Consider the following 26,017-nt stretch of genomic DNA (forward strand, 5'->3'; position numbering starts at 1 on the left):
GCTGAACGGCGTGCGGGGCCTGGCGTCGCGCTTACTGTCGCCGTCCGCTCCTTCGCTGCTGCCCATGAATCCGACCGATTTTTCCGTCCTGCTCCTGGCCTGGGACGACGCCGACCCTGGCGTGGCCGTGCTCGGCGGCTCCGCCCTGCCCCCTACCCTGCCGCTGGTGTACCGGCTGGCCACCCAGCAACCCGTGTTGGCGCTGTATCCGCACCTGCCCGCCGCTGCTACACAGATTGAAGACACCCCCCAGTCGCCCCTTGCTTCTACTGCTACCAGCGCTGCATCAACTTGGCCCGAGCCCGGCATCGTTCCTAGTCCGCTCGAAGCCGAAACCAACGGCCCGGGCGTCCGCCTGCTACTAGTTACGGCCCCAACTGGCCCCACGCCGCCCACGCCGGCCGGCAGCTCCCGCCTCGTCGGCCTCGATGAGTTGCTGCCCGCCGTGCAGGGCGCACTGCCGACCGCGCATAGCCTGTCGCTTGCGTCGGCAGTGGCCCAGGGAGCGGGCGGGCCACTGGCTGCCGCCAACTCCGCTTCAGCCGCCCGCAGCCAGTGGCCTGCCCACTCCGGCCCCTTGCGGGCGGCAGGCTGGCAGGCGCCGGCCGCGCCGTACGCCGGGGCCACCGATGAATCCCCTAAAGCAACTCAGGAACCACCCCAGCGGGCTGCCCGCGAATCTTTCCCGGCCCCGCCGCCTCGCCCGGTGCCAACTACTCCATTTCCGGCAGAGCCCCAGGTAGTTCGCGAGGCCAGCCACGCTCCGGAAACCGACACGGCGGTTGCTACTTCCCCTTTGCAGGCGGCTTCTGTTTCAACAGTGCCTTCACCGGCTGATGTGACCGTACCGGCACTTTTTGATGCGCCGGTGGAGGAAATGGGCGCCGCCGAAGCCAGCGACCTCAGCGCACCGGAAGACGACCTTGTGCCTGATATTGCCCCGCCGGCCCAAACGGCGACTGCGCCCGCAACGGAAGCAGAAGCCTCCGCGCCAGCGCCCGCGGCTACCTGGGCCGTGCGCCAGCCCACACTGGAAGGCCTCAACTTCCGCATGATACAGTATGCCCGACAGGCAGCGCAGCTCGTGGATAGCCGGCAGGACTTCGGCGTGATTTACGCGCCCAGCTGGCCAGCCTGGCTGGCGGCGCTCGAAATTCGCCTTCGCTCGGGGCAGCCGCTGGTGCTGTACGCGGCCGCGCTGGCCAGCGACACGGCCCCCGCTGCCGAGCGGGGCTGGCTGCTGGGCCTCGAGCGCATGGCCCTGCGCCGCGCCCACCTCGTGCTGGTGCCCGATGCCGAGGTGCTGCACCAGATACGTACCCGCCACCCCGATGCGCTGGGCGAAATCCGCATTGTGCCCGCCACCGACGAAGCGGCCCTGCAGCTGGTGCTGGCCGAAGTGGCGCTGGGCTGAGGCGGTTGGGGCTGTGGCACCAGTACCCCGAAGCGTCAATCCAGGGTGTAGCCAGCTTGGCAAGCATCATTGCCGTAGTCGGATTGCAAATGCGGAATGCTGGCAATTCCGGCTCGCGAGTTGCGCCAAATTGGCTTCCTTTGCGCTCTCAAAGGCCTCTAATCAGTAAACCCATGCAGCCCGAACACGAATTTGAAGCAGTTTTAGAAACGGGCGATGGCGATGGCGGCGTGTTTGTCGTGATACCGTTTTCGATTCAGGAAGCGTATGGCAAGCGCGGCCAGCTGCCGGTCAAAGCCACCTTCGATGGCTACCCCTACCAGGGCAGCGCCGTACCGCTCGGCGACGGGCACCATGCCCTGCTCATCCTCAAGCAAATCCGCAAAGCCATCGACAAAACCATTGGCGACTCCGTCCGCGTGACGATGTCGCACGATACGGAAGTGCGCAAAATGGAAGCGCCAGCCGACCTGGCCGAGCAACTGGCCACCAATCCCAAAGCCGCCGCCTATTTCGACAAACTGGCTTACACCCACCAGCGCGAGTTCGTGCGCTGGCTCGAAGGCGCCAAGCGCCCCGAAACCCGCGCCCGCCGCCTGGCCGAAACCCTGGAGCTGCTGGGCCAGGGCCGCAAGCGCCCGTAGTCCGTCATCCCGATTAAAACGCACGTCATGCAGAGCGCAGCGAAGCATCTCGCGTGCAAGAGCTAATTCTTTCGATTGGATTAGTGACTACATGCTAGATGCTTCGCTGCGCTCTGCATGACGTGCTTTTAGCCTTCTACTTCTTCCCACCGACCTATTACCGCCCCATGAAAAACCGCTTCCTGCTGCCGCTGCTGGCCCTGCTGCCGTACTTATCGGAGGCCCAAACTGCGGCCATCGACCGCGTGAACCCGACCAACTGGTGGGTGGGCATGAAAAACCCCAGCGTGCAGGTGCTGGTGCACGGGCCGGCTGCGGGCACGCTGGCCTACAGCATCAATTACCCCGGGGTGAAGCTGGTGAAAACCAACACGGTCGAGAACCCCAACTACGCCTTCCTCGACCTCGTTATTGCCCCTACCGCCAAGCCCGGTCGGGTGCAGATTACCGGCAAGAAAGGCAGCCAGACGGTAACGCAAACCTGGGAAATCCGGTCCCGCGACAAGTCGCCCAAAGCCCAGGGGGTAACCGATGCCGACTTCATTTACGTGGCGATGATTGACCGCTTCGCCAACGGCGACCCGGCCAACGACAAGTTCGCCGACATGCGCGACCCCAACCTCGACCGCGCCAATCCTTTCTCCCGTCACGGCGGCGACCTGGCCGGGGTAGCCCAGCACTTCCCCTACCTGAAAGAGCTGGGCGTGACGGCCGTGTGGCTGACCCCGGTGACCGAAAACGACCAGCCCCTCACCAACGAGGGCGGCACCATGCGCGCCTCCTACCACGGCTTTGGCTTCACCGACCAGTATAAGATTGACCGGCGCTTTGGCGGCAACTCGGGCTACAAAAGCTACATCCAGCAGGCCCACGCGGCGGGGCTGAAAGTGGTGCAGGATGCCGTGTACAACCACGTGGGCAACACCCACTGGATACTACAGGACTTGCCCATGAAAAGCTGGCTGCACCAGTGGCCTACCTACACCAACACTACCTACAAGTACCAGCCCGTGACCGACCCGCACGCCGCCCAGAGCGACCGCAAAGTCACGCTCGACGGCTGGTTCGTGCCCTTCCTGCCCGACCTCAATCAGCAAAACCCCTACGTGGCCAACTACCTGATTGAAAACGCCCTCTGGAACGTGGAGAACTTCGGCATCGACGCCTACCGCATCGACACCTACCTGTACAACGACCAGCCCTTTATGAACCGCTGCAACGCGGCGCTGCTGGCCGAGTACCCGCGCCTGCACATCTTCGGCGAGTCGTCGGTGAATAATGTGATTGACCAGGCCTACTACACCCGCAACAAAATCGACTTTCCCTTCAAGTCGAACCAGCCCGGCGGGCTTGACTTTGTGCTCGAAGGCGGCTTCCTGGGTGCGCTGAAGGAAGTGGGCACACCGGCCGCCACCGGCTGGGACGGCGGCGCACAGCACCTCTACCAGACCCTGGCGCAGGATGTGGTGTATGAGAACCCCAACAAGCTCGTCACCTTCCTCGACAACTTCGACCACGACCGCTACCTGTCCGTCATCGGCGACGACTTCGACCGCTACAAGATGGGCCTCACCTGGCTGCTCACCACGCGCGGCATTCCGAGCATGTACTACGGCACCGAAATCCTGATGAAGAATTTCAAGGACCCCACTGATGCCGAGGTGCGCAAGGATTTCCCCGGCGGCTGGCCCGGCGACAAGGAAAACAAGTTCACTGCCGCCGGCCGGTCGGCTAAGGAAAACGAGGCCTTCGACTTCGTCAAAAAACTAGCTACCTACCGTCGCGACCATAAGGTGGTGCATTCGGGCAAGCTGATGCAGTATCTACCCGAAAACGGCCTCTACGTGTACTTCCGCTACGATGCCACCGGCACGGTAATGGTGGCATCCAACACCACCGACAAGCCCGCCGCGCTGTCCACTGCCCGCTTCGCCGAGCGCATGACTGGCTTCACGAAGGCCCGCAATGTGCTCACGGGCGAAAGCCTAGGCAACCTGGCCACGTTGCAGCTGCCCGCCAAAACCGCCGTGGTGCTGGAGTTGGGGAAGTAGCCACTTGGATGGCGCACTACCAAACAACCAGAGCAAAATATGTTGTCCAAAATGGCTGCCGAAATCTACCTTTCATAGTTCACGAAACTCAATTCAGCGATGAGTCTCGCGAACGTTGAAAGGTGAACCAGTTTGCTGAACTCCACTTGAGCGGTAGATGCTATTGAATTGCTTTTAGACCTCTGTAAACATTGGTTTAGGAAAAGGAGCGTGGCTGTTGCAGAACTCGCTAAACGGCCATTTGCCACCTATTTGATGGTTCATCACCTGCCAGAACAAGTCCCTGGCGGCCCGTTTTCGGCCGTGCGCCATGGCTGTTGCTCGGCGGTGCGGGCTTTTGGAGAGTTCTGCAACAGCCACGAGCGTTAAAGTTCGTTGTTCATCTTTGTTGGGCTATGCGTTTCGACCCCAAGTTCAGTGTGCTTCTTTTCTTGGGTCTGCTGCCCAGCTGTCATCCGCCTGCTCCCAAGGCTTCTGGCTGCGCGCACCCGAAAGGACTGGACGTGTACGCGGTCAACATCAGCCAGCCCGATACCGTGGTACACGCCCGCATCCTGCTGGATGATACGGTGGTCGTGGACGCGCTGATTCCTCGGCTGCTCGCCAGTTCTGAGAAGCTCACCAAGTCGCTCGCTGTTTGCCCCGGCCCGCACCGGCTGCACGTCACGTTTGGCCCACTTCAAAAGGATTCCGTGATTGCCCTAGCCGGTGACCAATCGCTGTTTGTGAGTTTCAACTATAACTTGGGGCCTTATGCGGAGCTACCAAGCCGGATTGTTATTGCCGTGATTAACCATGACGAGCAGTGGAAACACCGCATTGATTAAGGCAGCATCTGTAAGGGAGCCGCCTAGATGACTTACGCACCCTAGTCTACAAAAACGGTCCGAAGGTAAACGCACTCTGTTTAAGTACCTGGTTTAACGTGAGGACCCGGCGAGCAAAAGAAGCGTGTTCCATAGCGCACTCATTACTTGAGGATTCATTACCCAAACAACATCCCTGTCATTTATTGCAATGAATTCATATTTGGCAGTCTTGCCAAGCCGTAAAGCATTTTCCCTTAAAATATTCAAAAAATCCTTAATACTTATTTCTCCCTCAACTCCGAAAGAGGTTGAATAATAGATGTTCTCCGAGCCGATTATAGTATATATGCCATCCGCTCTTTGGATGCCTACCAATGCGTGTTTATGTACAGCATTCAGTTGTTTGATTATCGCGGAGTGTTCCGCGACGTAATAAGTGCCGGAAAGCTTGTCCAGCATATTTCGCCTAATTCGAGCTTGTAGATTGACACTATTCATTGATGGTCTGAATTAGCCCAGCTGGCTAGGGGATTCAACCCGGAAAGTGGAAGAAGAAAGTTAATTTGAGTGCAAAACAAGGTTCTATTTTCTGGGTAGGACCCGTTCATTCAAACGGTGGCAAGGTAAACGTGTGTTTCTTCGCGTGCCCCTTAACCCATTTCTATTTCTTGTCCTGATAGCGATGCAGCCTTTGAACGTAGCGAAGTATATGCCCGCACTCCAAGAGTGGGTTGACGAAGTCATACGTGGTCAGCGGTGGGAGCATTTTGACGATTTGCACGTCGACGAGCTGGATTCGCAGTTCCGACGCCCCGGACGCTGGATGGAAGCGAGCGTGATGGTCCTCGAAGTCCTAGAGCAACTGATTGCCCGCCAGAACTATCAGATACTGCTCATTATCCACCTGGCAACCACTTCCGTTTCAGCTGCCGGTCAGCCCATTGACAGGCTCCCATTGGAAGACGCGCTGGGCCATACCCCGCCTTCGTTTTATTTATTTCCGCAGCCTTCGGATGTAGTGACGCAAACGGTGCAGGCCGCAGTGCAGTTGCCCGACCTAAGTCAACAACTTCAGCGGGCGGTTTATTTCCAAGAGCAATACGAGGACGGGGAGTACGACCCTTCCCTCCTGATACTTTCCACGACCCTTAAGGCAGAGCATAGTGCCTAAAGGGCGGTAGCAGCACCCTGTTTGGCAAAATGGTCCAAACGTGAACGCATTCAGTTTGGTGAAACCAAGGTTTGTATATCAAATACTTGCTGCATGAGTGCCGCATACCCGGTTAAAACCAGGCGCATACCGGGTATATACCGGGGATAACGCCCGTAACGAATTGTTTGCGGCGTGTTATGCGGGGTTATTGGTCACGCTTTTTGTTGTTTCCGGGACCGAAAAAGACGCAGCATGGGCGCGGCTGCGATAAGAAGCCAGTTAGTGGTGCGCATCAAAAAGACCCGTCAGCAATGCTGACGGGTCTTTTTCATAGCTCGGAAGTGTGGGCACCTACTCTTTTACAAAGCGCTGGTGGAAGGTTTTCTCACCGTTGCTCACGGTGATGATGTACAGGCCTTTAGCCAGGCCGCGGATGTTCACTTCGCCGTTGGCAACGGGCACGTTGCGCACGCGAACACCGCGCACATCGGCGATTTCTACGGTTACGGCAGTGCCGGGCAGCGAGAGGCGCAGCACTTCAGTAGCGGGGTTCGGGTACACGGCCAGCACCTGCGCCGCCTCGTGGCCCAGCGGAGTGCCGGCAAGCGGCTTGTTGGCGGGGGCCGCCATGGTGCCGCCCATTACAGTGATGGAGTAGTCCTCGGTTTCGCCGTAGCTGTACGTGCCGCAGGCCGGGGTAGCGGCGTTGTCGCTCAGCACGACCCGCAGGCGGGTGGTGCCGGTTTTAGCCGTGGCGGGCACCGTCCAGGTGCTGGTGAGGAGGCCGGTGGTGGCGGCCGAGCCGTAGTCCATGCGCTCGGCGGCTTCGAAGATGCCGTTCTGGTTCCAGTCCACAAACACGCTCACGTACTCGGTGTACACGGTGCCGGTGTAGCCAAAGGCCAGGGTCATGGTCTGCGAGGAGCCGGCGGCCACGTTGGTGTTCAGGGCCGTGCCGTTGTAGTAGCCGCCATCGGCGCCCGAGGTGCGGCTGATGCTGCCCAGGCTTACCTGCGCCAGGTACTCGTAAGCCTGGCTGCTGCCTTTCGAAACGCAGTAGGCAAGCGTGGGGGGCGGCGTGGTGCCAGTGGTCACGTTCACCGTGTAGTCTTCGGTTTCGCCGTAGGTGTAGCTGCCGCAGCTGGTGGTGGCCGCGTTGTCGCTCATGACTACGCGCATCCGCGTCGGGCCGGTTTTGGCCGTGGCCGGCACCGTGAAGGCTACGGACTGGGCCGTGGTCGTGCTCACTGTGCCCGAAGCAACGACTTCGCCAGCATCGGCGAAGCTGCCGTTCTGGTTCCAGTCGATGTACACTTTCACATATTCCAGGTAGGCCGTACCGACGAAGCCGGCTTTGTAGCTAACCGTTTGCGAGGAGCCCTGGGCTACGCTGGTGCTCAGGGCGGTGCCGTTGTAATAGCCGCCGTCAGCCCCCGAAGTGCGGTTGATGCTGCCCAGGCTTACCTGCGCCAGGTATTCGTAGGCCACGGTGCTGCTCTGCGAGGTGCAGTAGCTGCTGGGAACCGGGGTGGGCGTGCCGCTGTAGGCCGCACCGACGCCAACGGCATACCAGGCGTTGGTTACGGACTGCACCTGCTGGGAAGTGGCACCGTACAAATCAGTGGCCGCCTGGATGGAATAGGTGCGGGCTTGGGCAAAGGTGGAGTTGGGAATCATGTACACGCTTTCCATGCGGTAGGTGATTTTGGCGGCGGCGTCCAGGCCCAGCGCCGTTACCGCGAAGGAATTGCCCTGCTCGTTGGTACCGGTCTTGCCCGCCGCCGTCAGGTAAAACCAGTAGTTGAGCACGCCCGAGTTGCTGTGCACTCCGCCCCAGTCGTTGGCCCGGGTAGGAGAAGCACTGTTGGCCGCCCAGTACTGGCCGCGGTAGAAGGCGGGCTGGCCCAGCGACTTGGGGTCGCTCATCGAGCGCAGTGCAGCCTGCTGCTTGTCAATTTCTTCGCCAATCAGCCAGGTTGACTTGGCTCTCGAACCGCTTGAGGTAAAGCCCAGGCTGGCCACCGCGTAGGCCTCGATGGCGGCGCCCCAGACGTCGGAGAGGCCTTCGTTCATGGCCCCCGATTCGTTGGCGTACACCAGGCCGGCGGTTTTTTCGCACACGGCGTGGCCGATTTCGTGGCCGCACACGTCGAGCGATGTCAGCGGGCGGAAGCGCGTTGCGCCGTCGCCGTAAATCATCTCCGTTCCGTCCCAGAACGCATTTTCGGTGCCTACGCCGTCGCCAGGGGTTTCATCGAAGTGCACGTAGCTCTTGATTTTGGCGCCCGCGTTGTCGTAGCTGTTGCGGCCGTGGATATTTTTCCAGTAGTCGTAAGTGGCTTGGGCCCCCACATGGGCGTCGCCGGCCACGTTGTCGAAGTTGGCGTTGTTGTACTCGGCCGCGGTCCAGTTGTTGTCGGCGTCGATGAAGTCGGTGGCGGCGGTAAAGTTGTTGCTTTTGCGGCAGTTGTAGGTTTCGATGCCCTGGCCCCGGGTGGTGCCTTCGCGCAGGAAGTAGCCGCCCGTGGTGGTGCCGTTGTTGAAGGTCCGCGTGCCGTTGTAGGCCGTGGCGAAGGTGCCGGTGGCCGCCGCGTGCTTGATGATGTTGTCGGTCAGCACTACCTCGCCGGTGCGGGCGTCCACGTAGATGAAGGCGCGGCTGATGGGCTGCTGGGCGTAGATGTTGAACTTCCAGGCCAGCACCAGGGGACCGGCTCCGGCGCTCACGCGGCCGTCGCGCACCACCACCAGTTCGCCGGCCGGCCGGAACGAGGCCGCGTTGGCTTCCTTGCTCTGCCACATGTAGGTGCGGGCGCCTACCGAAGCCAGGGCCCGGGCCAGCGCAGCCTGCTCATTCAGGGCCGGCGTCGTGCTGAGGCCGGCAATTCTCTCAAAGTCACCGCTGATGCTTTCTACCGTGCCGCCCTTGGCGTGCACCGTGTAGTCGGCGTGCTCTACCCGGATGCCTTGGTAGTACTGCGCATACTTCTGGTGGGTGAAGCCGAGCTGGTCGGTTTCCACTTTCGACAGGCGCAGCTGGTCGGCGCTGCCCAGGGCTAGCTCCTGCCGGAGCACCTGCTCGCCGGGCACGCCGCGGTACGCATTTTGGCCGGCGGCAGAGAAGGCAACCAGCACGGGCTGGCGGTCGTCGCCCAGCACTTTGGCCTGAATCCGGGAGGCATCCTGGGCCTGGATTGGTGAGGCAAAGAAGGCGGTGCCGAGCACGAGCAGGGACATCGCCGAGTATTTTTTCATCATAAGATAAGAAGCGCGAAACGTGGGAATTGGAAAAAGGAAAATGGTACGAAAGGGCAGGCCGTACGACCTGCCGAAGCGTGATAAACCCGGGGAGGCGTCCCTCCCGCTTTTTGGTTTTTTGCTAGCGTGGCGCCGGTCACCACTCAGCTAGCGAATGCAAAACTACCGGCCTCCCGGGCCGCCCCAATGCCCCGGCAGGGCTACCCAAAGTGGACAGCGACCCCAAATCGGGGTGACTTCAGGTGGACATTGGCGAAATAGTCCAACAAACCCTCGAAAAGTCTACTCTTGATTCTTGATTGCGGCGGTGCCGCTCAGGCTGGCCGCATCGAGGCGCATCATAAACTCCACCAAGTTGTCAGCGGTGCTCAATTGCAATTTTTGACGAAGCCGGTAGCGGGCCTTCTTTACGCTCTCCTCCGAAATGCCCAGCAGGCCGGCCATGGCCTTGGAGGAAAAGTTGAGGCGCAGCAAGGCTGCCAGCCGCAGCTCGTTGGGGGTAACTTCGGGAAACTGCCGCTGCAGCTCCGCAAAGAAATTGGGGTGCACTTCCTCGAAGATGACGCGGAACTGGTCCCAGTCTTTGTTCGACGAGCCGTTCTGCTCAATGCTGAGCCGCAGGCGCCCCAGCTGCCGACGCACCTCCTCATCGGCCGTCTGGGCAATCACGTCGAGGCGCTCCTTCACCTCGTGCAGGAACTCGCCTTTCTGCATGGCCGCCAGCGCGAGGGTGGCCAGCTTGCGGTCCTTAAACCCCAGCTCGTACTCTGCCTGCTGCAGCCGGGATTCGTTCTGCAGCTGCTCTACCCGCTCGGCGGCCTGCTCGGCTTGCTTCTGGGCGCGGTTGCGCTGGCGAGTGGCCTGGTACTGGCGCCACCCCAGCCACGCGAATACCAGCAAACTCAGGCCCACGCCCAGTACTAGTGTCAGCGTTAAGCGGCTGATGCGCTGGTCGCGTTCCAACTGCTGGATTCGGTAGCGTTGCGCCGATTCTTGCTGCTCTCGGCGGTACTCCTGGTACTGGCTGCGCAACGCTTCGAGCTGCGCGGTGTGCTCGAGGCCATAAATCGAGTCTTCCAGGACCTTGCCTTGCTTATAAAAGGCCAGGGCGGGTTCGAAGCGGCGTTGCGCGGCCAGGGAGTTGGCCAGCACCAAGCAGGCGTCTTTGGCTACCGGTCGGGCTTTGATGCGCTGGGCCAGTGCCAGGCTGCGCCGGGCGTACGTCTGGGCTTGGTCGTGCTGGCCCTGCAGGAAAAACACCTGTGCCAGGGCGGCGGAGGATGCCGCAGTTACCGAGGCATCCTGATTGGCTTGCGCCAGCTGCAAGGCCTGCGTCAGGAAGCGGTGTGCCTGGGCGTAGTTTTTCTGTTTGGTGCTGACCTCGCCCAGGTTGTTCAGCACAATGGCTTCGTTGGTGCGGTCTTTCTGGCGTCGGAAGAAGTCCAGCCCCAGCCGGAAGTACGTTTCGGCCTGGCCCAGATTCCCCATGTCGGTGTACACACTGGCCAGGCCCAGGTAGCTGGCATTCAGGTCTTCCAGGTCGTTGTTTTTCTTCAGCTGCTGGATGGCTTGCTGGTAGTAGGCAATGGCCTGGGCGTAGTGGTGCGCGTGGTATTCCACCGCGGCCACGTTCATAATGGAAAACGCCAGGTTCGCCGTGTCGCGCACGGCGGTGTAGTACTTGAGTGCCGCCAGGTTGTTGGCCAGCGCTTCGGGGTAGGCGCCTTCGGCCTGCAGCACCATGCCAATGTACGTGTGCAGCCGGGCGCACTCCTTGGCATAGCCCGCGGCCTGGGCCACGCTCAGGGCCTGCTGGTACAGGCGCAGGCTGCCGGGGTAGTCGCCCCGAACGTAGCTAACCCAGCCGATGTATTCCAGGGCCTCGGCTTCCTGGCGCGGCCGATGCCGCCGCCGCGCCAGGGTCAGGGCTTCGTTGGCGTAGTGCAGCGCGCTGTCGGGTTTGCTGGTAACGCTCAGCTCAGCCAGCTTGAGCAGGCGCACTACCTGAGCGGTATCACCGACCGCCGCTGCTGGCGACGCCCGGTTGGCAAAACTCATGGCCGGGCTGGCCTGCGCCTCGGGGCCGGCAAGGAAGTAGCAGGTGGCAAAAAGCAAAAAAAACCGTGTCAGACTCATACCAGCTCGGTCGACTTGAAGGGTGCTTTAAAGCATGAATCAACGGTCCTCATAGTCGGTGTAATAGACATTGTCATGCCCTGGATGCCGAGGCAATACGATGCGTTGGCAACAGTTTTGAAAAGCAATTATCACTTAGGTTGATTCGCACCCCACGGATTCAACTCAGTGGGTAATGAAGCGGCACAGCTGGTTCTTATACTGGTCGTGTGTGTAGACGAGCCGCTCACTTGGCGCTAGTTGCACCACGGGCGTAGTGTACGTGGCGAACTTGTAGCCATCAAATTACACATGCAGGTAATCCTGGACACAGCAAACTGCGCTCGGTTATTCACCAATCAAGCGTTGAAAATTATCCATGCGAAAGAAGCGTAGGTGCCGAAGATAAGGGCAACAGCCTCTCGTTCAGCGAAAGGGTGATGCTCTTACTTTCGGCACCTTTCAAGGGTTTCAAACAGAAGCGCCACCCGACGCGGCAAATACACGCCTGGTTAGCACCTGCTACTCCAATTCCCCCACGTTGCTCCAGACGGCTTCGTCGGGCTCGATGGCCTGGTACTCCTCGAACAGAATATTCGTCCAGCTTTCGTTTTTGACGTAGCCGGGCGCTTGCTGGCGGGCCAGCACTGCCGCGTGCACCTTTTGCAGAAAGCTGTGGCAGGTGGCGCGGCGCAGCTGCAGCGTTTGCGAGAGCAGCAGCGATGAGTAGTTGCCCTGGTTGGTGTACACCACGAAAATGCAGTAGAGCGCCTTCACGATGTCGAATTTGCAGCGGTGCAGCGGCGTGTAGGCCGTGGGCGACTCCACGTAGCCGCAGCGGGTGCAGCGCTGAGCGTAGGGCTCGCGCGCCTCGCAGCTTTTCTCGTGGCCACATTTGCGGCAGCGGAAACCAGTGGCCCACTTCATCTCAGCCAGGTAGCGCAGGCAGGCGTCGCGGTCGGGGTAGGTCAGGCAGAAGTCTTCGAAGCTTACGGCTTTGCTGAGTACGCGCGCTTCCTGGGTGTGCTGCAGGTCGCGCTTGAGCTCGTGGTTGAGCTGCTCGATGGTTACCGACTGCTCGTGGAGCAGGGCCAGCGCCCCGGACAGCTCCGCGTTCTGCCCGGCAATGGTTTGGGCGTGGCGCTGCAGCTCGTCGGTGCGCACCAGCACCTGCCGTTCCAGCTCGGTGTTGAGGTTGTCTTTGAGCTCCTGGTTGCGGCGCAGTTGGGCCACGAGCTGTTCCTGCACGCGGTGCTTTTTGCGCAGCTGCTTTAGTAGCTGCTGCTGCGTGTGCAGGGCGGCGTTGCGAATGTCCTGGATTTTCTCGCCCAGGGCGTACGACAGCACAAACACCTCGAGTACCAGGGCAATGTTCATGCTGTACACGGTGATGGGCTGGTCGCTCAGCAGCTCGATTCCCAGCTTGCGGGCAATGAGAAACACCACGCTAATGGCCACCACCAAGTTGGCCGCCAGGTAGAACCGGGCCGGCTTCGAGCCCTGCTTCAGGAGCAGCACGCCGGCGGCGTAGTAGGCCGCGTAGGGCAGCACGTACAGCCAGTAGCCCCGCCCGCTGCGCAGCACCACTACATCGAGCAGAATGAGTGCCACGCTGAGCAGCGTGAGGCGCTTCAGCCAAGAGTTGTAGCGCGGTAAGCGCGGAGCAGTGTCGAGGAAGCGGTGCGAGTAGAGGGCGAACAGCACCAGTAGCAACACGGGCGCAAAGTCACTGATAATCAGATTCAGGGCCGGGTGGCTGGGCCACAGGTATTCGAAGCCCAGGCCGTCTTCCGAGAGGAAAAACAGCCCGCAGCTGAGCACGTAGAGAATGTAGTAGAGGTAGGTGCGCTCGCGCACAAAGCAAAACAGGCACAGGTTGTAGAGCACGATGATGCCCAGAATGCCGTAGAAAATGCCGAGCCAGATGGAGTCGTTGCGCAGGTGGATGACCAGGTTCTGCTCGTTCCAGACGATGCTGCGCAGGCTGGTTTTGGTGGGCGAGCTCAGCCGCACGTAGTACACCTGCTCGCTGCGCGGCGCCAGCTGCAGGGGGAAGATAAAGTCGCGGTACTGGTAATAGCGGGTGAGGTAGGGCCGGCCCGCGCCCGTCACCACGCTGTCGGGGAGCATGCCGGTGCCGCGGGGCTGGTACCAGGTAACATGCGCCAGGTGCGAATCAAACAGCTCCAGAAACCACTGGCTGGGGAGCAGGCCGTCGTTGCGCACCCGAAACCGCATCCAGTACACCGCGCCGGGCTGCCTCATGGTGTAGGGCTGCCCGGGCAGCGTCCCGAACCGGGCCGCCACGGCTGGCTGCTGCACCTGGGCTAGCGTGAGGCGGCCGGTGGGGTCTTCCAGCACGTCGAAGTAGACTTTGTCGAGCAGGATGACTTCCGTTTTGGCGTCAACCACCACGGGTTTCGTGGCTTCGGCCCGCGCCCACAGCGGCCCAAGCAGCAGGGCTGCCAGCATCAAGCAACGAAGTAAGGAGGCGGGAAACATGATAATCGGCAGCAGATGAACGCAGAAAGTAAAGATACTTGGGTAAGGCCAGCAGCCGGGCCCAACGAAAAAAGGGAAGCCCAGCGCGCTGGGCTTCCCCGAACCTTGCAGTGGCGCTACTTATTCCTTGCTGAAGCGCCGCACCAGCACCGGCTGGTTGGGGGCCGCTACCGCCAGGGTATACAGCCCGGGCCGCAGCGCTGCCACGTCGAGCGCCGCCCCGGTATAGGTTCCGGCCCACACCTGGCGACCGGTGATGTCAGTAATGCGCAGAGCGGCCCCGAGCAGGCTGGCCGGCGCATCCAGGGCCAGCCGGTCGGTGGCCGGGTTGGGGTACAGCACCAGGGCCGGGCCACTGTTCGAGCTGGTGGTTGCCAAGGTCTCGCGGGCTCCACTCACTGCTTTGCTGATGCGGACCCAGTTAATGTTCCAGCCGCCAGTTTGGGCAAACACGCCGAAGTTGTACGTGCCGGCATTCACATTCACGGTGCGCGACACGGTGGTCCAGTTCTGCCAACTGCCGGTGCCCGGAATAGTCGTGCTGCCCAGCTGAATCGACCCTGCGTTCAGGTCCGACGACACCGTGCCGCCCCCGACCCCGCTGGCCACCCGGTACTCGATAACGTAGCTGCCCGAAGTAGGAAACGTGACCTGATTAAACACCAGGTAATCACCGGCGTCGACGTAGCCCATGTCCTGGCCACCGCCGGCGTCGGAGCAGGCTTCGGCCACCATGCCGTTGTTCACATTGGCGTTTTCAGCCTGCAGCAAAACCGAGCCTTTGCTGATGCGCACCCAATTAAGGTTGAAGCCGCCGGTTTGGGCAAACACGCCGAAGTCGTAGGTACCAGCGGCCGGCACGGTCACAACTTTCGACACGGTGGTCCAGTTCTGCCAGCCCCCGGTGCCGCCGAAGGACGTGCTGCCCAGGGCCGTAGCGCCGCCGTTGAGGTCGCAGGAGATGGTGCCGCCGGTGCCGCCGCTGGCCACCCGGTATTCAATGTTGTAGCTGCCCGGGGCCGGGAAGTTGACGTTGAACTTGAGGTAGTCGCCAGCGTCGATGTAGCCCATATTTTCGCCGCCGCCCGCGTCGGTGGTGGCTTCGGCCAGCATGCCGTGGCCGGCGTTGGCGTTTTCGGCTTCGAGCAGCACGGCCGGGTTCACCACCGGCGCCGTGGCCTCTTCATACACCCGCACGTAGTCGACGTACATGGTGCCAGGCAGCTTGCTCTCGTCGATGCTGGTAACGTTGGGGAAGTCGCCACCCACTGCCAGGTTCAGCAGAATGTAGAAGCGCTTCTGAAACTCTTCAGTGCTGCCCACGCCCCCGGCAATCTTGAAGTCGTGGTAGCCCACGCCGTCCACGAAGGTGTGGATGTAGTTGGTATCCCAGGTCAGGGTGTAGGTGTGGTAGCCGTCGGTGGGGGCCGGTATGGTGCCAGTGGTACCGTACTGCACGTGGCCACCGTTGTCCCAGTGCTCGGTGGCGTGGGTCACGTTGTCGGCGTTTACGTGCTCCATGATGTCAATCTCGCCGCACAGGGGCCAGGGCCGGGCGGCGGTTTCGTTGCTGCCCAGCATCCAGAAGCCGGGCCACAGGCCCCGCCCCAGCGGCATCTTGATGCGGGCTTCCACTTTGCCAAACCGGAAATCCTGCAGGTTGCGGGTTTTCATGCGGGCCGAGGTGTATTGCCACGAGCCATTCAGATACTCCTTGCGGGCCGTGATGGCCAGTACGCCGCCGCCTACCGTGGCGTTGGCCACCTGGTAGTTCTCCCATTCGTGGTTGCCCCAGCCGCCGTTGTTGCCGGTATCGAAGTTCCAGTTGGCGGTGTTCACAGTCGTGCCGTTGAATTCATCGGCCCACACGGGCGTGGCCTTATAAGTTTGGCCCTGGGCGGCTACAGTGCCAAGTACGGCAAGTACCAGCGCGGAGCCAGTGCGAAAACGTTTGTTCATAGAGGGTGGGATTTTGGTAAGTAATGGAAGCTGCAGGCTCGGTCGCGAGTCCGGCAACTGGGCCAAATATATCCACCAACTGTTACGCAAGCAGCTTCAAAAACCGCTTAAAACGCTTAAAAACAACCTTTTCAAATTCCCCGTTACGCTTCCGACACATGCAAACCTCTCGCTTTTGCGCGAGCAGGCGCACTAGGACACACCAGGTCAGGCACAAGAAAATCGGTTGAGCAACAAGAAAAAAGCCGACGAAAGCCCGAATTATGTTATCTGGTTGCAGGTGATTTGGCTTGGGTTGGCCCAAGCAGGTTGGCGTTGGGAGCTCGCCTTGGCTTTGGCATACCGACACTGCTCCTATTCGCCAACTCTGTGGCTGCTGCATCACTAGCCTGTGCAATACCGACAACATACCCAGCGACGTAGCAAGCTTGGGTGGTCGAGTGGGTTTCCCAGCGCCCCTCGCCTCACTCCTCAAAGTCTAACTGGATAGCGGGACGGGGGATATCCAGTGTTGGAAAGCCTAACTGAACCGGCATCGGTGCTGACCAGATGATTAAGCAGGAAGCAGTCCAACAGTATTCCAACCGCTGGGCTGGCCCAAACAACTCGTTGGGCTGGCACAGCACAACGGAAGAATAGTGAAATGGAAAAGCTCCTACTTTTGGTAGCTCCTGTATCTCGTCGCGGAGCACCATATCGCTTTGCCGCCTGCTTCCATCGGCCGTCAGGTCAGCGACCTGTAGGTACCGCTCGGCGAGCACCTGCACATCGTAGTACCGTGATGTCGTGCCCAGGTCGGTGCCTGTAAAGCCTTTCGTCCGGGGAGAGTACGTTCCGAAAGCTTGGCGGTAACTGCTCGCACTGCGCATCGAGAGGGCGCCGGTTTCCCCTAGCTCGTCCGTAGGCACGGCGCGCCTGGCCACGGGCGAGGACGGCCGTTCACAGGCCGAAACCAACAGGGCCAACGCCAATAGGCTGACAGTGCAACCGCGCGCCAAGGCTGGGAACAACGGACGCATGCTGCAACGGCTTGGGTGAGTAATGTAAGGGACCAAAGAAACCACCTGCGGCGGCTTACCCCCGCGCCAGCACCAGCGCCACCCGACTCGGCAGGTACAGACTAAGCTGGTGCTCATACGTTTCGTATGCATAGCCCTCATCAGGCCGGTCGAAGCCGCCGAAACGGCCGTTATCGGAAGAGAGCACCACGCGGTACTTGCCTTCCTCGGTTGCCCAGAAACGGTAGTCGGTCAGGCTTTTTTCGACGTGCAGGTTCACGATGAACACCAAACCGCCGCGTTCGAAGGCCAGCACCTGGTTTTCCTCGTCGTGCTTCAAAAGCGTAGCCGGGCCGGCGCCCAGCAGGTGGCGGGTTTTAGCCAAATGCACCATGGCCTTATCGAACTCGCCCATCTGGTGAAATTTCAGGTCGGGGTTGTTGCCCAAGCCCCATTGGCGGCGGGCAAATTGATAACTCCAGTTGTTGCCCTCCCGAGGGAAATCAACCCACTCGGGGTGGCCGAACTCGTTGCCAATAAAGGTGAGGTAGCCCTCGCCGCCGGCCGCCAGCGTAAGCACCCGGATGATTTTGTGCAGGGCCAGGGCCCGCGCCGCGCCGGGGTCGCCGTCGGTCACGTGCATATGGGCATAAATACCGGCATCGAACAACCAATGGGCGAGCGTTTTATCGCCCACCAAAGCCTGGTCGTGGCTTTCGGCGTAGGCAATGGTTTTCTCGCCGGCGCGGCGGTTCGTGAGCGTATGCCAGAGGTCGCCAAGGGGCCAGTTTTCGTCGGGCGTGTGCTTGAGCAGTTTAATCCAGTAGTCCGGAATGCCCATGGCCAGGCGGTAGTCGAAGCCCACGCCGCCTTCCTTAATGGGACGGCACAGGCCGGGCAGGCCGCTCATGTCCTCGGCAATCAGCAGGCTTCCTTTTTTGAACTCGTGGGCCAGCGTGGTGGCCAACTGCAGGTACAAAATGGCGTCCTCATCGGCGGCCGGGCCGAAGTAGTTGTCGTAGCCCACGAAGGCCACGCCCTCGCCGTGGTGGTGGTAGAGCATGCTCGTCACACCGTCGAAGCGGAAGCCGTCGAAGTGGAATTCTTCGAGCCAGTAGCGAAGGTTGCTGAGCAGGAACTGCTGCACCTCGGGCCGCCCGTAGTCGAACAGCTTGCTGTCCCAGCCGGGGTGGTTGCCGCGCTCGCCTTTGTGGAAGTACAGGTTGCCGGAGCCATCAAAATCGGCCAGGCCCTCGGCTTCGTTCTTCACGGCGTGCGAGTGTACGATGTCGAGCAGCACGGCAATGCCGCGCCGGTGCGCTTCGTCGATGAGAAACTTCAGGTCTTCGGGCGGGCCGAAGCGCGAGCTGGCGGCAAACAGATTGGCCACGTGGTAGCCAAACGAGCCGTAGTAGGGGTGCTCCATCACGGCCATGAGCTGCACGGTGTTGTAGCCGCCGGCTTCGATGCGGGGCAGAATATTTTCGGCGAATTCGCGGTAGGTGCCCACCCGGCCTTCCTCGGTGGCCATGCCCACGTGGGCCTCGTAAATCAGTGGTTCGGCCACGGCGGTGGCGGGCCGGAACTGCTGGTCGGTCCAGGCAAAGGGCTGCTCGGGCCGCCAGATTTGGCCAGCGAAATCCTTAGTCTCCTCATCCTGCACAGCGCGGCGCAGGGTGGCGGGCAGGCGGTCTTTGCCCCCGGCCTCCGTCACAACGTGCACCTTGAAGCGACTGCCGTGGCTCAGGCGCTGGTCGTATTCCGCATCGGGCAGAAACACTTCCCACACGCCAAAATCAAGCTTCTGCAGCGGTGTAGCGCGGCGGTCCCAGACGTTGAAATCGCCAATCAGAAACAAGCCGGCCGCGGCAGGCGCCCACTCGCGGTACACCCAGCCGCCACGGGCCGCGTCGTGGTTCAGGCCCAGCTGCTGGTGTGCAGTAGCGTAGTTCAGCAACGAGCCGTGGTACTGCTCAATTTCGGCCAGCCGCGCTTGCAGCCGGGCCTGGCGGGCGCGCAGCACCGGCTCGAACGGAGCCAGCCAGGGGTCATGTTGAACGAGTGTCAGCGAAGCCGGGCGGCGGGGTTTGGCAGCAGCCACGGCTTTAGCTGCGGGAGCAGCTTTCGCTGACGACGCCTTAGCCGTTTTAATGGCAGCAATTTCCGTAGTGTCGACCGGAGCAGCCTTTGCCGTGGGCTGAGACGGTTTGACAGCCGCCGCCCGCTTGGTGGAAGTGGTCGATGAGCCGGGAGTGACGGCAGGAGCCTGGGCAGCGGCAGGGGCCGCGGGAGTTTTCTTAGCCATGGGAAAGTCGGTTTAGGCCAAATGTAAGGGGCCGGCGCGGGCACTGCTAGCAGAGAGCTGCCGTGCCATCGGTTGCGCAGCCAACATTCTATATTTTATTGGGTCTATCCCAATCGAGGCCAGGCTTTGGCGTACTTTGGTGCTCTATTTCCAACCCCAATGAAGCACCGTTTACTCGCTATTCCGCTGGCCCTGCTGCTGGCCTGCTCGGCCGAGCGCCCCGTTACCTCCACCTCGCGCGCTTTTGAGGGTTCGCTGGCCTCGCCCCTGCCGCCGGCTGCCGCGCCCAAGCTGGCCCGCTACGCCATGGTGGTTTCTGCTCATCCCGAGGCGTCTAAAATCGGCACCCAGATTCTGCAGCGCGGCGGCAATGCCTACGACGCAGCCGTGGCGGTGCAATTTGCGCTGGCCGTGGCGTTGCCCGTAGCCGGCAACATCGGCGGCGGCGGGTTCCTGCTCTACCGCGACCGCAACGGCTCGGCTGGCTCGCTCGATTTCCGCGAAACTGCCCCGGCCGGGGCCACGCGCGACATGTACCTCGACAAAAAAGGCAATGTAGTGCCCGACCTGAGCACCGCCGGTCCGCTGGCCGTGGGCACCCCCGGCACGGTGGCGGGCATGGCGGCATTGCACAAGCAACTGGGCAAGCTCTCGTGGGCTTCGCTGGTGCAGCCCGCCGTGGCGCTGGCCAAACGCGGTTTAGCCCTCACGCCCAAGGAAGCTAACCTGCTGAATAATTTCCGGGCCGATTTCCAGAAGTACAACCCCGGCAGCACCCCCGCCTACCTGCACCCCGGAGGCGGCGAGTGGCAGGCCGGCGATACCCTGCACCTGCCCGAGCTGGCCCGCACCCTGGCCCGCGTGCGCGACCAGGGCCGCGACGGCTTTTATAAAGGCGAGACGGCCCGCCTGCTGCTGGCCTCCATGCAGCGCGGCGGGGGCTTGGTACGCCAGGCCGACCTCGATAAGTATCAGGCTAAATGGCGCGAGCCGTTGCGCGGCCGCTACCGCGACTACGACGTGATTACAATGCCGCCGCCCAGCTCGGGCGGCGTGGCCCTGCTGCAAATGCTGCAGATGCTGGAGCCCGTGGACCTGGCCCAGGCTGGCTACCACACGCCCCTGGCCGTGCACTATATTACCGAGGCCGAGCGGCGCGTGTACGCCGACCGCGCCACCTACCTCGGCGACCCCGACTTCGGCAACGTGCCGGTGCAGAAGCTGCTCGACGTGGACTACAACCGCCAGCGGGCTGCCTCGTTCCGCTCGCGCGGCCGGGCCACGCCCAGCGCCAGCGTAGCCGCCGGCGCCAAGTTGCCCGGCTACGAAAGCTCCGAAACCACCCACTACAGCATCGTCGATGCCTTTGGCAACGCCGTGAGCTGCACCACCACCCTCAACGGCGCCTACGGCAGCCGCGTGGTGGTGCCCGGCGCGGGCTTCTTGCTGAACAATGAGATGGATGACTTTTCGGCCAAGGCCGGCGTGCCCAACGCCTACGGGCTGGTGGGCGGCTCGGCCAATGCTATTGCCCCCGGCAAGCGCATGCTCAGCAGCATGACGCCTACTATTCTCACCCGCAACGGCAAAGTAGCCCTCGTGACGGGCACCCCCGGGGGCAGCACCATCATCACCAGCGTGTTGCAAAGCATCCTGGGCATTGTCGACTACGGCCTGAACGCTCAACAGGTCGTGACGGCGCCGCGCCTGCACCACCAGTGGCTGCCCGACCAGATTGAGGTAGAAGCCGGCGCCCTGCTGCCCGCCGCCCAGGACACCCTGCGCGCCCACGGCTACATCCTGAACCCCCGCCTGCCGTGGGGCCGCCTCGACCTCATCCACATTCGCACCGATGGCGTGCTCGAAGGCGGCGCCGACCCGCGCGGCGACGACAAGGCGCTGGGGTATTAGAATGAGAGGCTGAGAGGTTGATGTTCTGTTTTTTCGGGTATTATCTCCTAACCAGGCAGTTGCTTACTCATCATCTTCATCTGGCGGGCAGGTACTGAGCAGTAGCTCGGTGAAAGTGCTGGCCCGCAGCATTTCCCGTAGTGCGCTGCTTTCGTGGTCCAGCACCACCACCTCGCTGCCCTTGGGCAGAAACCGGATGGCCACCATATCGCCGCCGTCGGTTTCTCCGATGGGCAGCAGGTTAGCCGGCAAATCATCCCATAGCTCCGTGAGTTGTGGGCTATTGGGAAGTAGCAAAGGCACCAGGGTTTCTGCTGAGTCGCCTACGGGAAGACCGAACAAGTCGCAGATATAAACTTCAATAGGCATGAGCATCCGTTCAAAATCGCAGACGCCGCCATTGTACGTGAGCAAAAAGGTGCGATAGTCAGGCGGCAGCCGATGGCCCAGTGCCTGTTCAAACTGCTCCACTTGCGTTTCGCTCGGCAGGGCCGCCGGGTACCGCTCCAGATTAACGGCGGTTGCCACGCCGTTTAGCACGATTTCTTTCATTCTACCAGTTATACGGGTTTGCTTCCGGCAGCAAGCGAAAGGGCCGTTCTGCCGGGCAACGTAGGACGCTACACGCCAGAACGGCCATTCTAGCAACTTACTTATTATTAACCTATTGCTGCTGCACCGGGGTCTGGCGGGCTACCAGGCGCAGGTTGCCGGCGGCGGTAATGAGCTTCTGGCTCAGTTCGCGGGCTTTGTCGCCTTCGCCCTTAAAGCTGTGAGTGCCGGCAGCGGCTTGAGCCGTTAGCTCGCCCAGGGTCTGGAACGACTGGGCCATGGCGGCGGCATTGTTGGCGTTTACGTGGCCGCGCAGGGTTTCGAGCTCGGCCACGATGGGCCGGGTGGCGGGCTGGTCGATGCTGCGCAAGTGCTGAATCCAGTTTTCGAGGTGGTCCTGGCCCTTGCTGGGGTCCACGTTGAAGCCGAGGTTAACGGTATCGAAGAGGAGACGAATGCTGGATTCAGCTTCGGAGAAAAAGCTCATGGGATAAACTTAGAAGTGAGATGGTACGGCAATGAGGCCACGAATGGAGCATCCGCCCGGCCTGGTTTCGGCCACGAAGATACGCAGCCGGGCAGCTAAACTGCTACCCAGCCCACTGGCCCGGGCATGCAAAACGGGCACCCCAGGCATCGGCCCAGAGTGCCCGTTGGGCTGGTGCTAATCAGAATTTAGCCTTTCAGCTGGCTGGCGGCCGAGCTCAGGGCTTGGCCCAGTTGGCGCAGCTTGTCCTGGGCATCGGGGGTGGCAGCGTCGGCCACTTTGGTGGTGTGCTCGCCGAGGGTGCTCAGGCTGCTGGCCAGCGCGCCGGTATCGGAAGCGCCGCTGCTGAGAGCATCGTGCAGATTCTGCAGCTCGGAGCTGATGCCCGACAGCTGCGGGTTGCCCTGCAGGGTTTTAATCCAGCCGGCAATGTTGGGGCCGGCAGCTCCAGCGGCGGCGGCGAGGCCGCCCTGGAGGGCGTTAAGGGTAGCGTCGAGCTGGCTGGTGCCCTGGCTGCTTTGCGATTGATTATCCATGTTGAAAGAGAGTTTGTTTGGGTGAATTGATGCCCTAGCAACCCAGCAAACCCGCAGATGTTAACTTTCTGAATTACAAAATTTTGTCATTTATTTTTACACAATTTGCTAACAAACTTTTCGGACCAGCGACTGGTTAAGCAGCCGCCGGTCGCTACTCCTCGCCGGGGTGCAGCTCCTGCACGTCGGGGTGGCTGTAGTTCACCACGATGACCGAAAACGGGTGCGGCTCGCCTTCGCGTTTTTCGATGCGAATGGTGCCGGCATCGCGCAGCTTGTTCAACAGGTCGCGGCGCTCGTAGTCCGGCAGTTCGGGAAGCTCATCGGTGAGCAGGCGCATGAACGGGCCCAGCCACAGTTCCGTTACGCGGCGCTGCTGCTTGGTTTCGAGCTTCTGAAACTCGGCCAGCATGAAAGCCAGGGTGCGGCGCTCGGTGTCGGTGGCCAGCCTTCGGGTAGGCGAAAATTCGGCGCCCTCTTCGCCCGGGCGCGACACGAACGGCCGGGTCGGAGCAAGCGGCCGGGGCGCTGCAGCCGAGGGCACCGGCACCACGCGCGGCAGCGGGACGGCGTTTTCGGGCGAAGTTTCGGCCGCGCCATTTGGGGCTTCGGGTGCGGAGGCCCGGGCGGCCAGGGCCGCCGCCGAGGGCACACCGGCCAGCCCCTGCTCGCGCAGGCGGCGGCTTTCCTCGATGGAGCGCTGGCGGTCGGTGCGGCGTTTTTCGAGTTGCTCGATGCGGGCCGGCGTGAGCAAGTCGCGCGCATCGATAAACTGCGCAGCTCCGATGTTTTGGAGCAAATCGCCGGATACCGACTCGCGAAAGCCCGCCACCAGCACCTGCCGGGCCTGGCGGCGCAGGTGCTGCAGCACAGGAATGTAGTCGCGGTCGCCGGCCACGAGCACGAAGGTGCCGATGTCGGGGCGGGTGTACATCACCTCCAGCGCGTCGATGCAGAGCTGCATGTCGGCGGCATTTTTGTGGTCGGTGCCCAGCACGTTGCGGGTGCTCACCCCCATCAGGTACAGGGCGCCCTGCGGGGCAGTGGCCAGGCGCTCGAAGTCGGCGTAGGCGTAGCTGATGAGGCTGTCGAGGCCTGTGGCGCTGAGCTTTTCGCGCAGGCTCCGGACGATGTCCAGACAAATGTCGTTGAGGTCGGGTGGGTCGTGAAAGTGATTTTTAAGAAAATAGTAAACGTTCTCAAAATCAATAAAAACGGCGGCGTATGGGGAGGCGGGCGACTTGGGCGTCATATAGCAAAGATATAATATATCATCCCGCAACGGGAATTTGTCCCAATGTGGGTTTGCGGTGAGAAGTTAGCGAACCGACCCGTAGAAACCTGTACAACTGTTTTCTATTTTTTGAAAATAGTTGTACAACCCTACTTCAGGTTCTGTACATGTATTCTTTATTTCTTGAGAATACATGTACACATCATTAATGGCGGCTTCCTGCACCGCAACGTTTCGCTGCTGGCCTTGTAGGCCCTGGCTGTAACTTGCTACCTCCCTCCGACAGATTGTTTATGAATGTTTTTTTTGCGCGTTTCCATCGGGGCACTGGCTTCGCTAATGCTCCTTTCTGCGCCATCATTCGCCCAGTGGGCCGAGGATGGCCCGCCAGGCTCCAACCCGTTTGGGCGGCGCATAGCACTGGTGCAATCGGTACCGGGTGAGCGATACGCGGGGCATACTTTACTGACAGATAAAGCGAAAAAATCGTTGGGAATACTTAGCTCCGGACCGATGATAAAAGCCATAGGCGTGTACAGGCCTGGGCACCAAGTGTCATGAAAATCAGCTATTCCCCAGCAGGATACCTTATGACAGCTTATTTCTTAGTTAGCATAGTGCAACCGCCGCAAGCCATTGCAGCCGAAACACCTTGCAACCATGGCCAGCACCAGGGTCGGTTCTGACGCGGTAATTTTGTAGCACCTTGCAGCCTCGGCTGCTGGTGCGTCGTTCGTATCCGGCACCGGCTGAAGCTCGTGCTCCTCTTCTATGCAACCCTTCGATTCCGCTCGCCTGCACTTTCGCCCGCTTACTGCCGATGATACGGCCGGCATGTTCGAACTCGACTCCGACCCGGCCGTGCACCGCTACCTGGGCGGCATTGGTGGGCAAATGGTGAGTGAGCCGGCCCAGAGCACGGCCCTCATCGAATACATTCGGAAGCAGTACGAAGAAAACGGCATTGGCCGTTGGGCCGTGGTGTTGCGCGAAACCGGCGAATTCATGGGCTGGGCTGGGCTGAAGCTGGTCGCCGGCCCCATCAATGGCGAAACCAACTTCTACGACCTGGGCTACCGCTTCATTCCGCGTTTCTGGAGCCAGGGCTACGGTTTCGAGACGGCCCGCGCCTGGCTCGAATACGGGTTTGAAACCTTGCGCCTGCCGCGCATCTGCGCCTACGCCGACTGGCACAACGTGGCGTCGCGTCGCATTCTGGCCAAAATTGGCATGCGCCAGGGGCCGCGTTTTTTGGTAGAAGGCGTGCCCTGCATCTGGTACGAGGCCGAAGCGCCTGAGCGAGCGTAGCGCCGCGGCCAGTAGCGGGCCCGGGGCAGCGAGGCACCCGGCTGTTTCAGCTGGCCAAGGCCCGTTTGGGCCGCGCCGCTAATTGCACCACTGCTACCCAAGCCACAGCCGCTGCCCAACCCGCCAGCACATCCGATGGGTTGTGTACGCCCAGGTACAGGCGCGCCCAGCCCACGGCTAAGGAGAACAGCGGTGCCAGCCACAATACCCAGCCGCAACGGCGGCTGCCCCACACCAAGAACACCAGCGCTGCCGCAATTGCCGCCGTATCCATGGCGTGCCCGCTGGGGAAGCTGAACGTATGCTCGGGCCGGATGCTGGCCCACAGGGCCGGCCGGGGCCGCGCCACCAGCCGTTTAATAATCTGGGTGAGCACCATCGACCCGCCCACCGCCGCGAAAAACACCCACGCCGGCCGGACTTGTCGCAGCAGTAGCAACCCCAGCCACACCAGCACTCCGAGGCTCACCATCGGCCCGGTATTGCCCACAACGGTCAGGAAGACGGCGACCCTATCGAGTGTGGGGGTGGAGTGGCGGTGCCAGTAATCAAGGATGGGCGCATCCCAGGGCAAATTACCGGCGCGCACCACTTCAAAAGCCAACCCCAGAGCAACCATGCCCGCGCTTAACAAAACCAGCCACAGCCCCCGCGAACTTGGCAGCGGCTTGGCTTCGACAGGCAAAGGCAAAATCATGCTAAAAGGGACACGTGAGAAGATGGCAAGTAATGTTTTAAAGCGGGAAGCTGCCGTAAGAGCACTCATCGGGAGCCGGTACCC

General features: G+C 61.4%; 17 protein-coding genes. 7 read left to right on the forward strand and 10 right to left on the reverse strand.

The window, feature by feature from the left end; genetic code table 11:
• The first annotated feature begins 64 nt into the window (after window positions 1–64).
• From ABD837_RS09590 to ABD837_RS09610, 5 genes are all read left to right on the forward strand, one after another.
• The gene (locus ABD837_RS09590) at window positions 65–1,414 is read left to right on the forward strand and encodes a glycosyltransferase family 4 protein (protein ID WP_345053409.1); all 1,350 of its coding nucleotides are present in this window, start codon (window positions 65–67) and stop codon (window positions 1,412–1,414) included.
• A 173-nt stretch (window positions 1,415–1,587) separates the two neighbouring features.
• On the forward strand, window positions 1,588–2,058 hold the full coding sequence (locus tag ABD837_RS09595; protein WP_345053411.1) for a DUF1905 domain-containing protein: 471 nt from the start codon (window positions 1,588–1,590) through the stop codon (window positions 2,056–2,058).
• A 167-nt stretch (window positions 2,059–2,225) separates the two neighbouring features.
• The gene (locus tag ABD837_RS09600; protein ID WP_345053414.1) at window positions 2,226–4,109 is read left to right on the forward strand and encodes an alpha-amylase family glycosyl hydrolase; all 1,884 of its coding nucleotides are present in this window, start codon (window positions 2,226–2,228) and stop codon (window positions 4,107–4,109) included.
• A 395-nt stretch (window positions 4,110–4,504) separates the two neighbouring features.
• A complete protein-coding gene (locus tag ABD837_RS09605) occupies window positions 4,505–4,936 on the forward strand; it encodes a hypothetical protein (protein ID WP_345053417.1) in 432 nt (143 codons plus the stop codon).
• A 691-nt stretch (window positions 4,937–5,627) separates the two neighbouring features.
• Complete coding sequence (locus tag ABD837_RS09610) at window positions 5,628–6,089, forward strand: hypothetical protein (protein ID WP_345053419.1); 462 nt, start codon at window positions 5,628–5,630, stop codon at window positions 6,087–6,089.
• Between the two features lie 333 nt (window positions 6,090–6,422).
• On the opposite strand, the gene ABD837_RS09615 is transcribed toward ABD837_RS09610, so the two are convergent.
• From ABD837_RS09615 to ABD837_RS09635, 5 genes are all read right to left on the reverse strand, one after another.
• On the reverse strand, window positions 6,423–9,329 hold the full coding sequence (locus ABD837_RS09615) for a M4 family metallopeptidase (protein ID WP_345053422.1): 2,907 nt from the start codon (window positions 9,327–9,329) through the stop codon (window positions 6,423–6,425).
• 282 nt (window positions 9,330–9,611) lie between these two features.
• Window positions 9,612–11,444 carry a tetratricopeptide repeat protein gene (locus ABD837_RS09620; RefSeq protein WP_345053425.1) on the reverse strand — a complete coding sequence of 611 codons (1,833 nt, stop codon included), beginning with the start codon at window positions 11,442–11,444 and terminating at the stop codon, window positions 9,612–9,614.
• A 522-nt stretch (window positions 11,445–11,966) separates the two neighbouring features.
• The gene (locus tag ABD837_RS09625) at window positions 11,967–13,916 is read right to left on the reverse strand and encodes a 7TM diverse intracellular signaling domain-containing protein (RefSeq protein WP_345053428.1); all 1,950 of its coding nucleotides are present in this window, start codon (window positions 13,914–13,916) and stop codon (window positions 11,967–11,969) included.
• A gap of 150 nt (window positions 13,917–14,066) precedes the next feature.
• Entirely contained in the window at window positions 14,067–15,905 is a 1,839-nt protein-coding gene (locus tag ABD837_RS09630; protein WP_345053431.1) for a carbohydrate-binding protein, read from the reverse strand.
• Between the two features lie 1,074 nt (window positions 15,906–16,979).
• Complete coding sequence (locus ABD837_RS09635) at window positions 16,980–19,208, reverse strand: alpha amylase C-terminal domain-containing protein (protein WP_345053434.1); 2,229 nt, start codon at window positions 19,206–19,208, stop codon at window positions 16,980–16,982.
• Between the two features lie 159 nt (window positions 19,209–19,367).
• On the opposite strand from ABD837_RS09635, the gene ggt reads away from it, so the two are divergent.
• Window positions 19,368–21,119, forward strand: a complete 1,752-nt coding sequence (gene ggt / locus ABD837_RS09640; protein WP_345053436.1) for a gamma-glutamyltransferase — start codon at window positions 19,368–19,370, stop codon at window positions 21,117–21,119.
• Window positions 21,120–21,182: 63 nt separating this feature from the next.
• Here the strand turns inward: ggt and ABD837_RS09645 are convergent, their stop codons facing one another.
• From ABD837_RS09645 to ABD837_RS09660, 4 genes are all read right to left on the reverse strand, one after another.
• Window positions 21,183–21,671, reverse strand: coding sequence for an SMI1/KNR4 family protein (locus ABD837_RS09645; RefSeq protein ID WP_345053439.1), 489 nt, complete (start codon window positions 21,669–21,671; stop codon window positions 21,183–21,185).
• 112 nt (window positions 21,672–21,783) lie between these two features.
• The gene (locus tag ABD837_RS09650; RefSeq protein WP_345053442.1) at window positions 21,784–22,158 is read right to left on the reverse strand and encodes a hypothetical protein; all 375 of its coding nucleotides are present in this window, start codon (window positions 22,156–22,158) and stop codon (window positions 21,784–21,786) included.
• A gap of 188 nt (window positions 22,159–22,346) precedes the next feature.
• Window positions 22,347–22,694, reverse strand: coding sequence for a hypothetical protein (locus ABD837_RS09655; RefSeq protein WP_345053444.1), 348 nt, complete (start codon window positions 22,692–22,694; stop codon window positions 22,347–22,349).
• Window positions 22,695–22,848: 154 nt separating this feature from the next.
• On the reverse strand, window positions 22,849–23,946 hold the full coding sequence (locus ABD837_RS09660) for an NYN domain-containing protein (RefSeq protein WP_345053447.1): 1,098 nt from the start codon (window positions 23,944–23,946) through the stop codon (window positions 22,849–22,851).
• Window positions 23,947–24,699: 753 nt separating this feature from the next.
• Between ABD837_RS09660 and ABD837_RS09665 the strand changes: the two genes are divergently transcribed.
• Window positions 24,700–25,236: a GNAT family N-acetyltransferase gene (locus ABD837_RS09665; protein WP_345053450.1), complete on the forward strand. Its 537-nt coding sequence runs from the start codon at window positions 24,700–24,702 to the stop codon at window positions 25,234–25,236.
• Between the two features lie 46 nt (window positions 25,237–25,282).
• Here the strand turns inward: ABD837_RS09665 and ABD837_RS09670 are convergent, their stop codons facing one another.
• Window positions 25,283–25,933, reverse strand: coding sequence for a phosphatase PAP2 family protein (locus ABD837_RS09670; RefSeq protein WP_345053453.1), 651 nt, complete (start codon window positions 25,931–25,933; stop codon window positions 25,283–25,285).
• Window positions 25,934–26,017: the final 84 nt, after the last annotated feature.

The sequence above is a fragment of the Hymenobacter glaciei genome, from assembly GCF_039539585.1.
GTDB lineage: Bacteria > Bacteroidota > Bacteroidia > Cytophagales > Hymenobacteraceae > Hymenobacter > Hymenobacter glaciei.

What these genes read in the sequence shown, in the direction of transcription:
- ABD837_RS09665 (WP_345053450.1), top strand. Translation starts at nt 24,700, where the DNA reads ATGCAACCCTTCGATTCCGCTCGCCTGCACTTTCGCCCGCTTACTGCC.
- ABD837_RS09595 (WP_345053411.1), top strand. Translation starts at nt 1,588, where the DNA reads ATGCAGCCCGAACACGAATTTGAAGCAGTTTTAGAAACGGGCGATGGC.
- ABD837_RS09590 (WP_345053409.1), top strand. Translation starts at nt 65, where the DNA reads ATGAATCCGACCGATTTTTCCGTCCTGCTCCTGGCCTGGGACGACGCC.
- ABD837_RS09650 (WP_345053442.1), bottom strand. Translation starts at nt 22,158, where the DNA reads ATGAGCTTTTTCTCCGAAGCTGAATCCAGCATTCGTCTCCTCTTCGAT.
- ABD837_RS09670 (WP_345053453.1), bottom strand. Translation starts at nt 25,933, where the DNA reads ATGATTTTGCCTTTGCCTGTCGAAGCCAAGCCGCTGCCAAGTTCGCGG.
- ggt (WP_345053436.1), top strand. Translation starts at nt 19,368, where the DNA reads ATGAAGCACCGTTTACTCGCTATTCCGCTGGCCCTGCTGCTGGCCTGC.
- ABD837_RS09635 (WP_345053434.1), bottom strand. Translation starts at nt 19,208, where the DNA reads ATGGCTAAGAAAACTCCCGCGGCCCCTGCCGCTGCCCAGGCTCCTGCC.
- ABD837_RS09600 (WP_345053414.1), top strand. Translation starts at nt 2,226, where the DNA reads ATGAAAAACCGCTTCCTGCTGCCGCTGCTGGCCCTGCTGCCGTACTTA.
- ABD837_RS09625 (WP_345053428.1), bottom strand. Translation starts at nt 13,916, where the DNA reads ATGCTGGCAGCCCTGCTGCTTGGGCCGCTGTGGGCGCGGGCCGAAGCC.
- ABD837_RS09630 (WP_345053431.1), bottom strand. Translation starts at nt 15,905, where the DNA reads ATGAACAAACGTTTTCGCACTGGCTCCGCGCTGGTACTTGCCGTACTT.
- ABD837_RS09645 (WP_345053439.1), bottom strand. Translation starts at nt 21,671, where the DNA reads ATGAAAGAAATCGTGCTAAACGGCGTGGCAACCGCCGTTAATCTGGAG.
- ABD837_RS09655 (WP_345053444.1), bottom strand. Translation starts at nt 22,694, where the DNA reads ATGGATAATCAATCGCAAAGCAGCCAGGGCACCAGCCAGCTCGACGCT.
- ABD837_RS09615 (WP_345053422.1), bottom strand. Translation starts at nt 9,329, where the DNA reads ATGATGAAAAAATACTCGGCGATGTCCCTGCTCGTGCTCGGCACCGCC.
- ABD837_RS09610 (WP_345053419.1), top strand. Translation starts at nt 5,628, where the DNA reads ATGCCCGCACTCCAAGAGTGGGTTGACGAAGTCATACGTGGTCAGCGG.
- ABD837_RS09660 (WP_345053447.1), bottom strand. Translation starts at nt 23,946, where the DNA reads ATGACGCCCAAGTCGCCCGCCTCCCCATACGCCGCCGTTTTTATTGAT.
- ABD837_RS09605 (WP_345053417.1), top strand. Translation starts at nt 4,505, where the DNA reads ATGCGTTTCGACCCCAAGTTCAGTGTGCTTCTTTTCTTGGGTCTGCTG.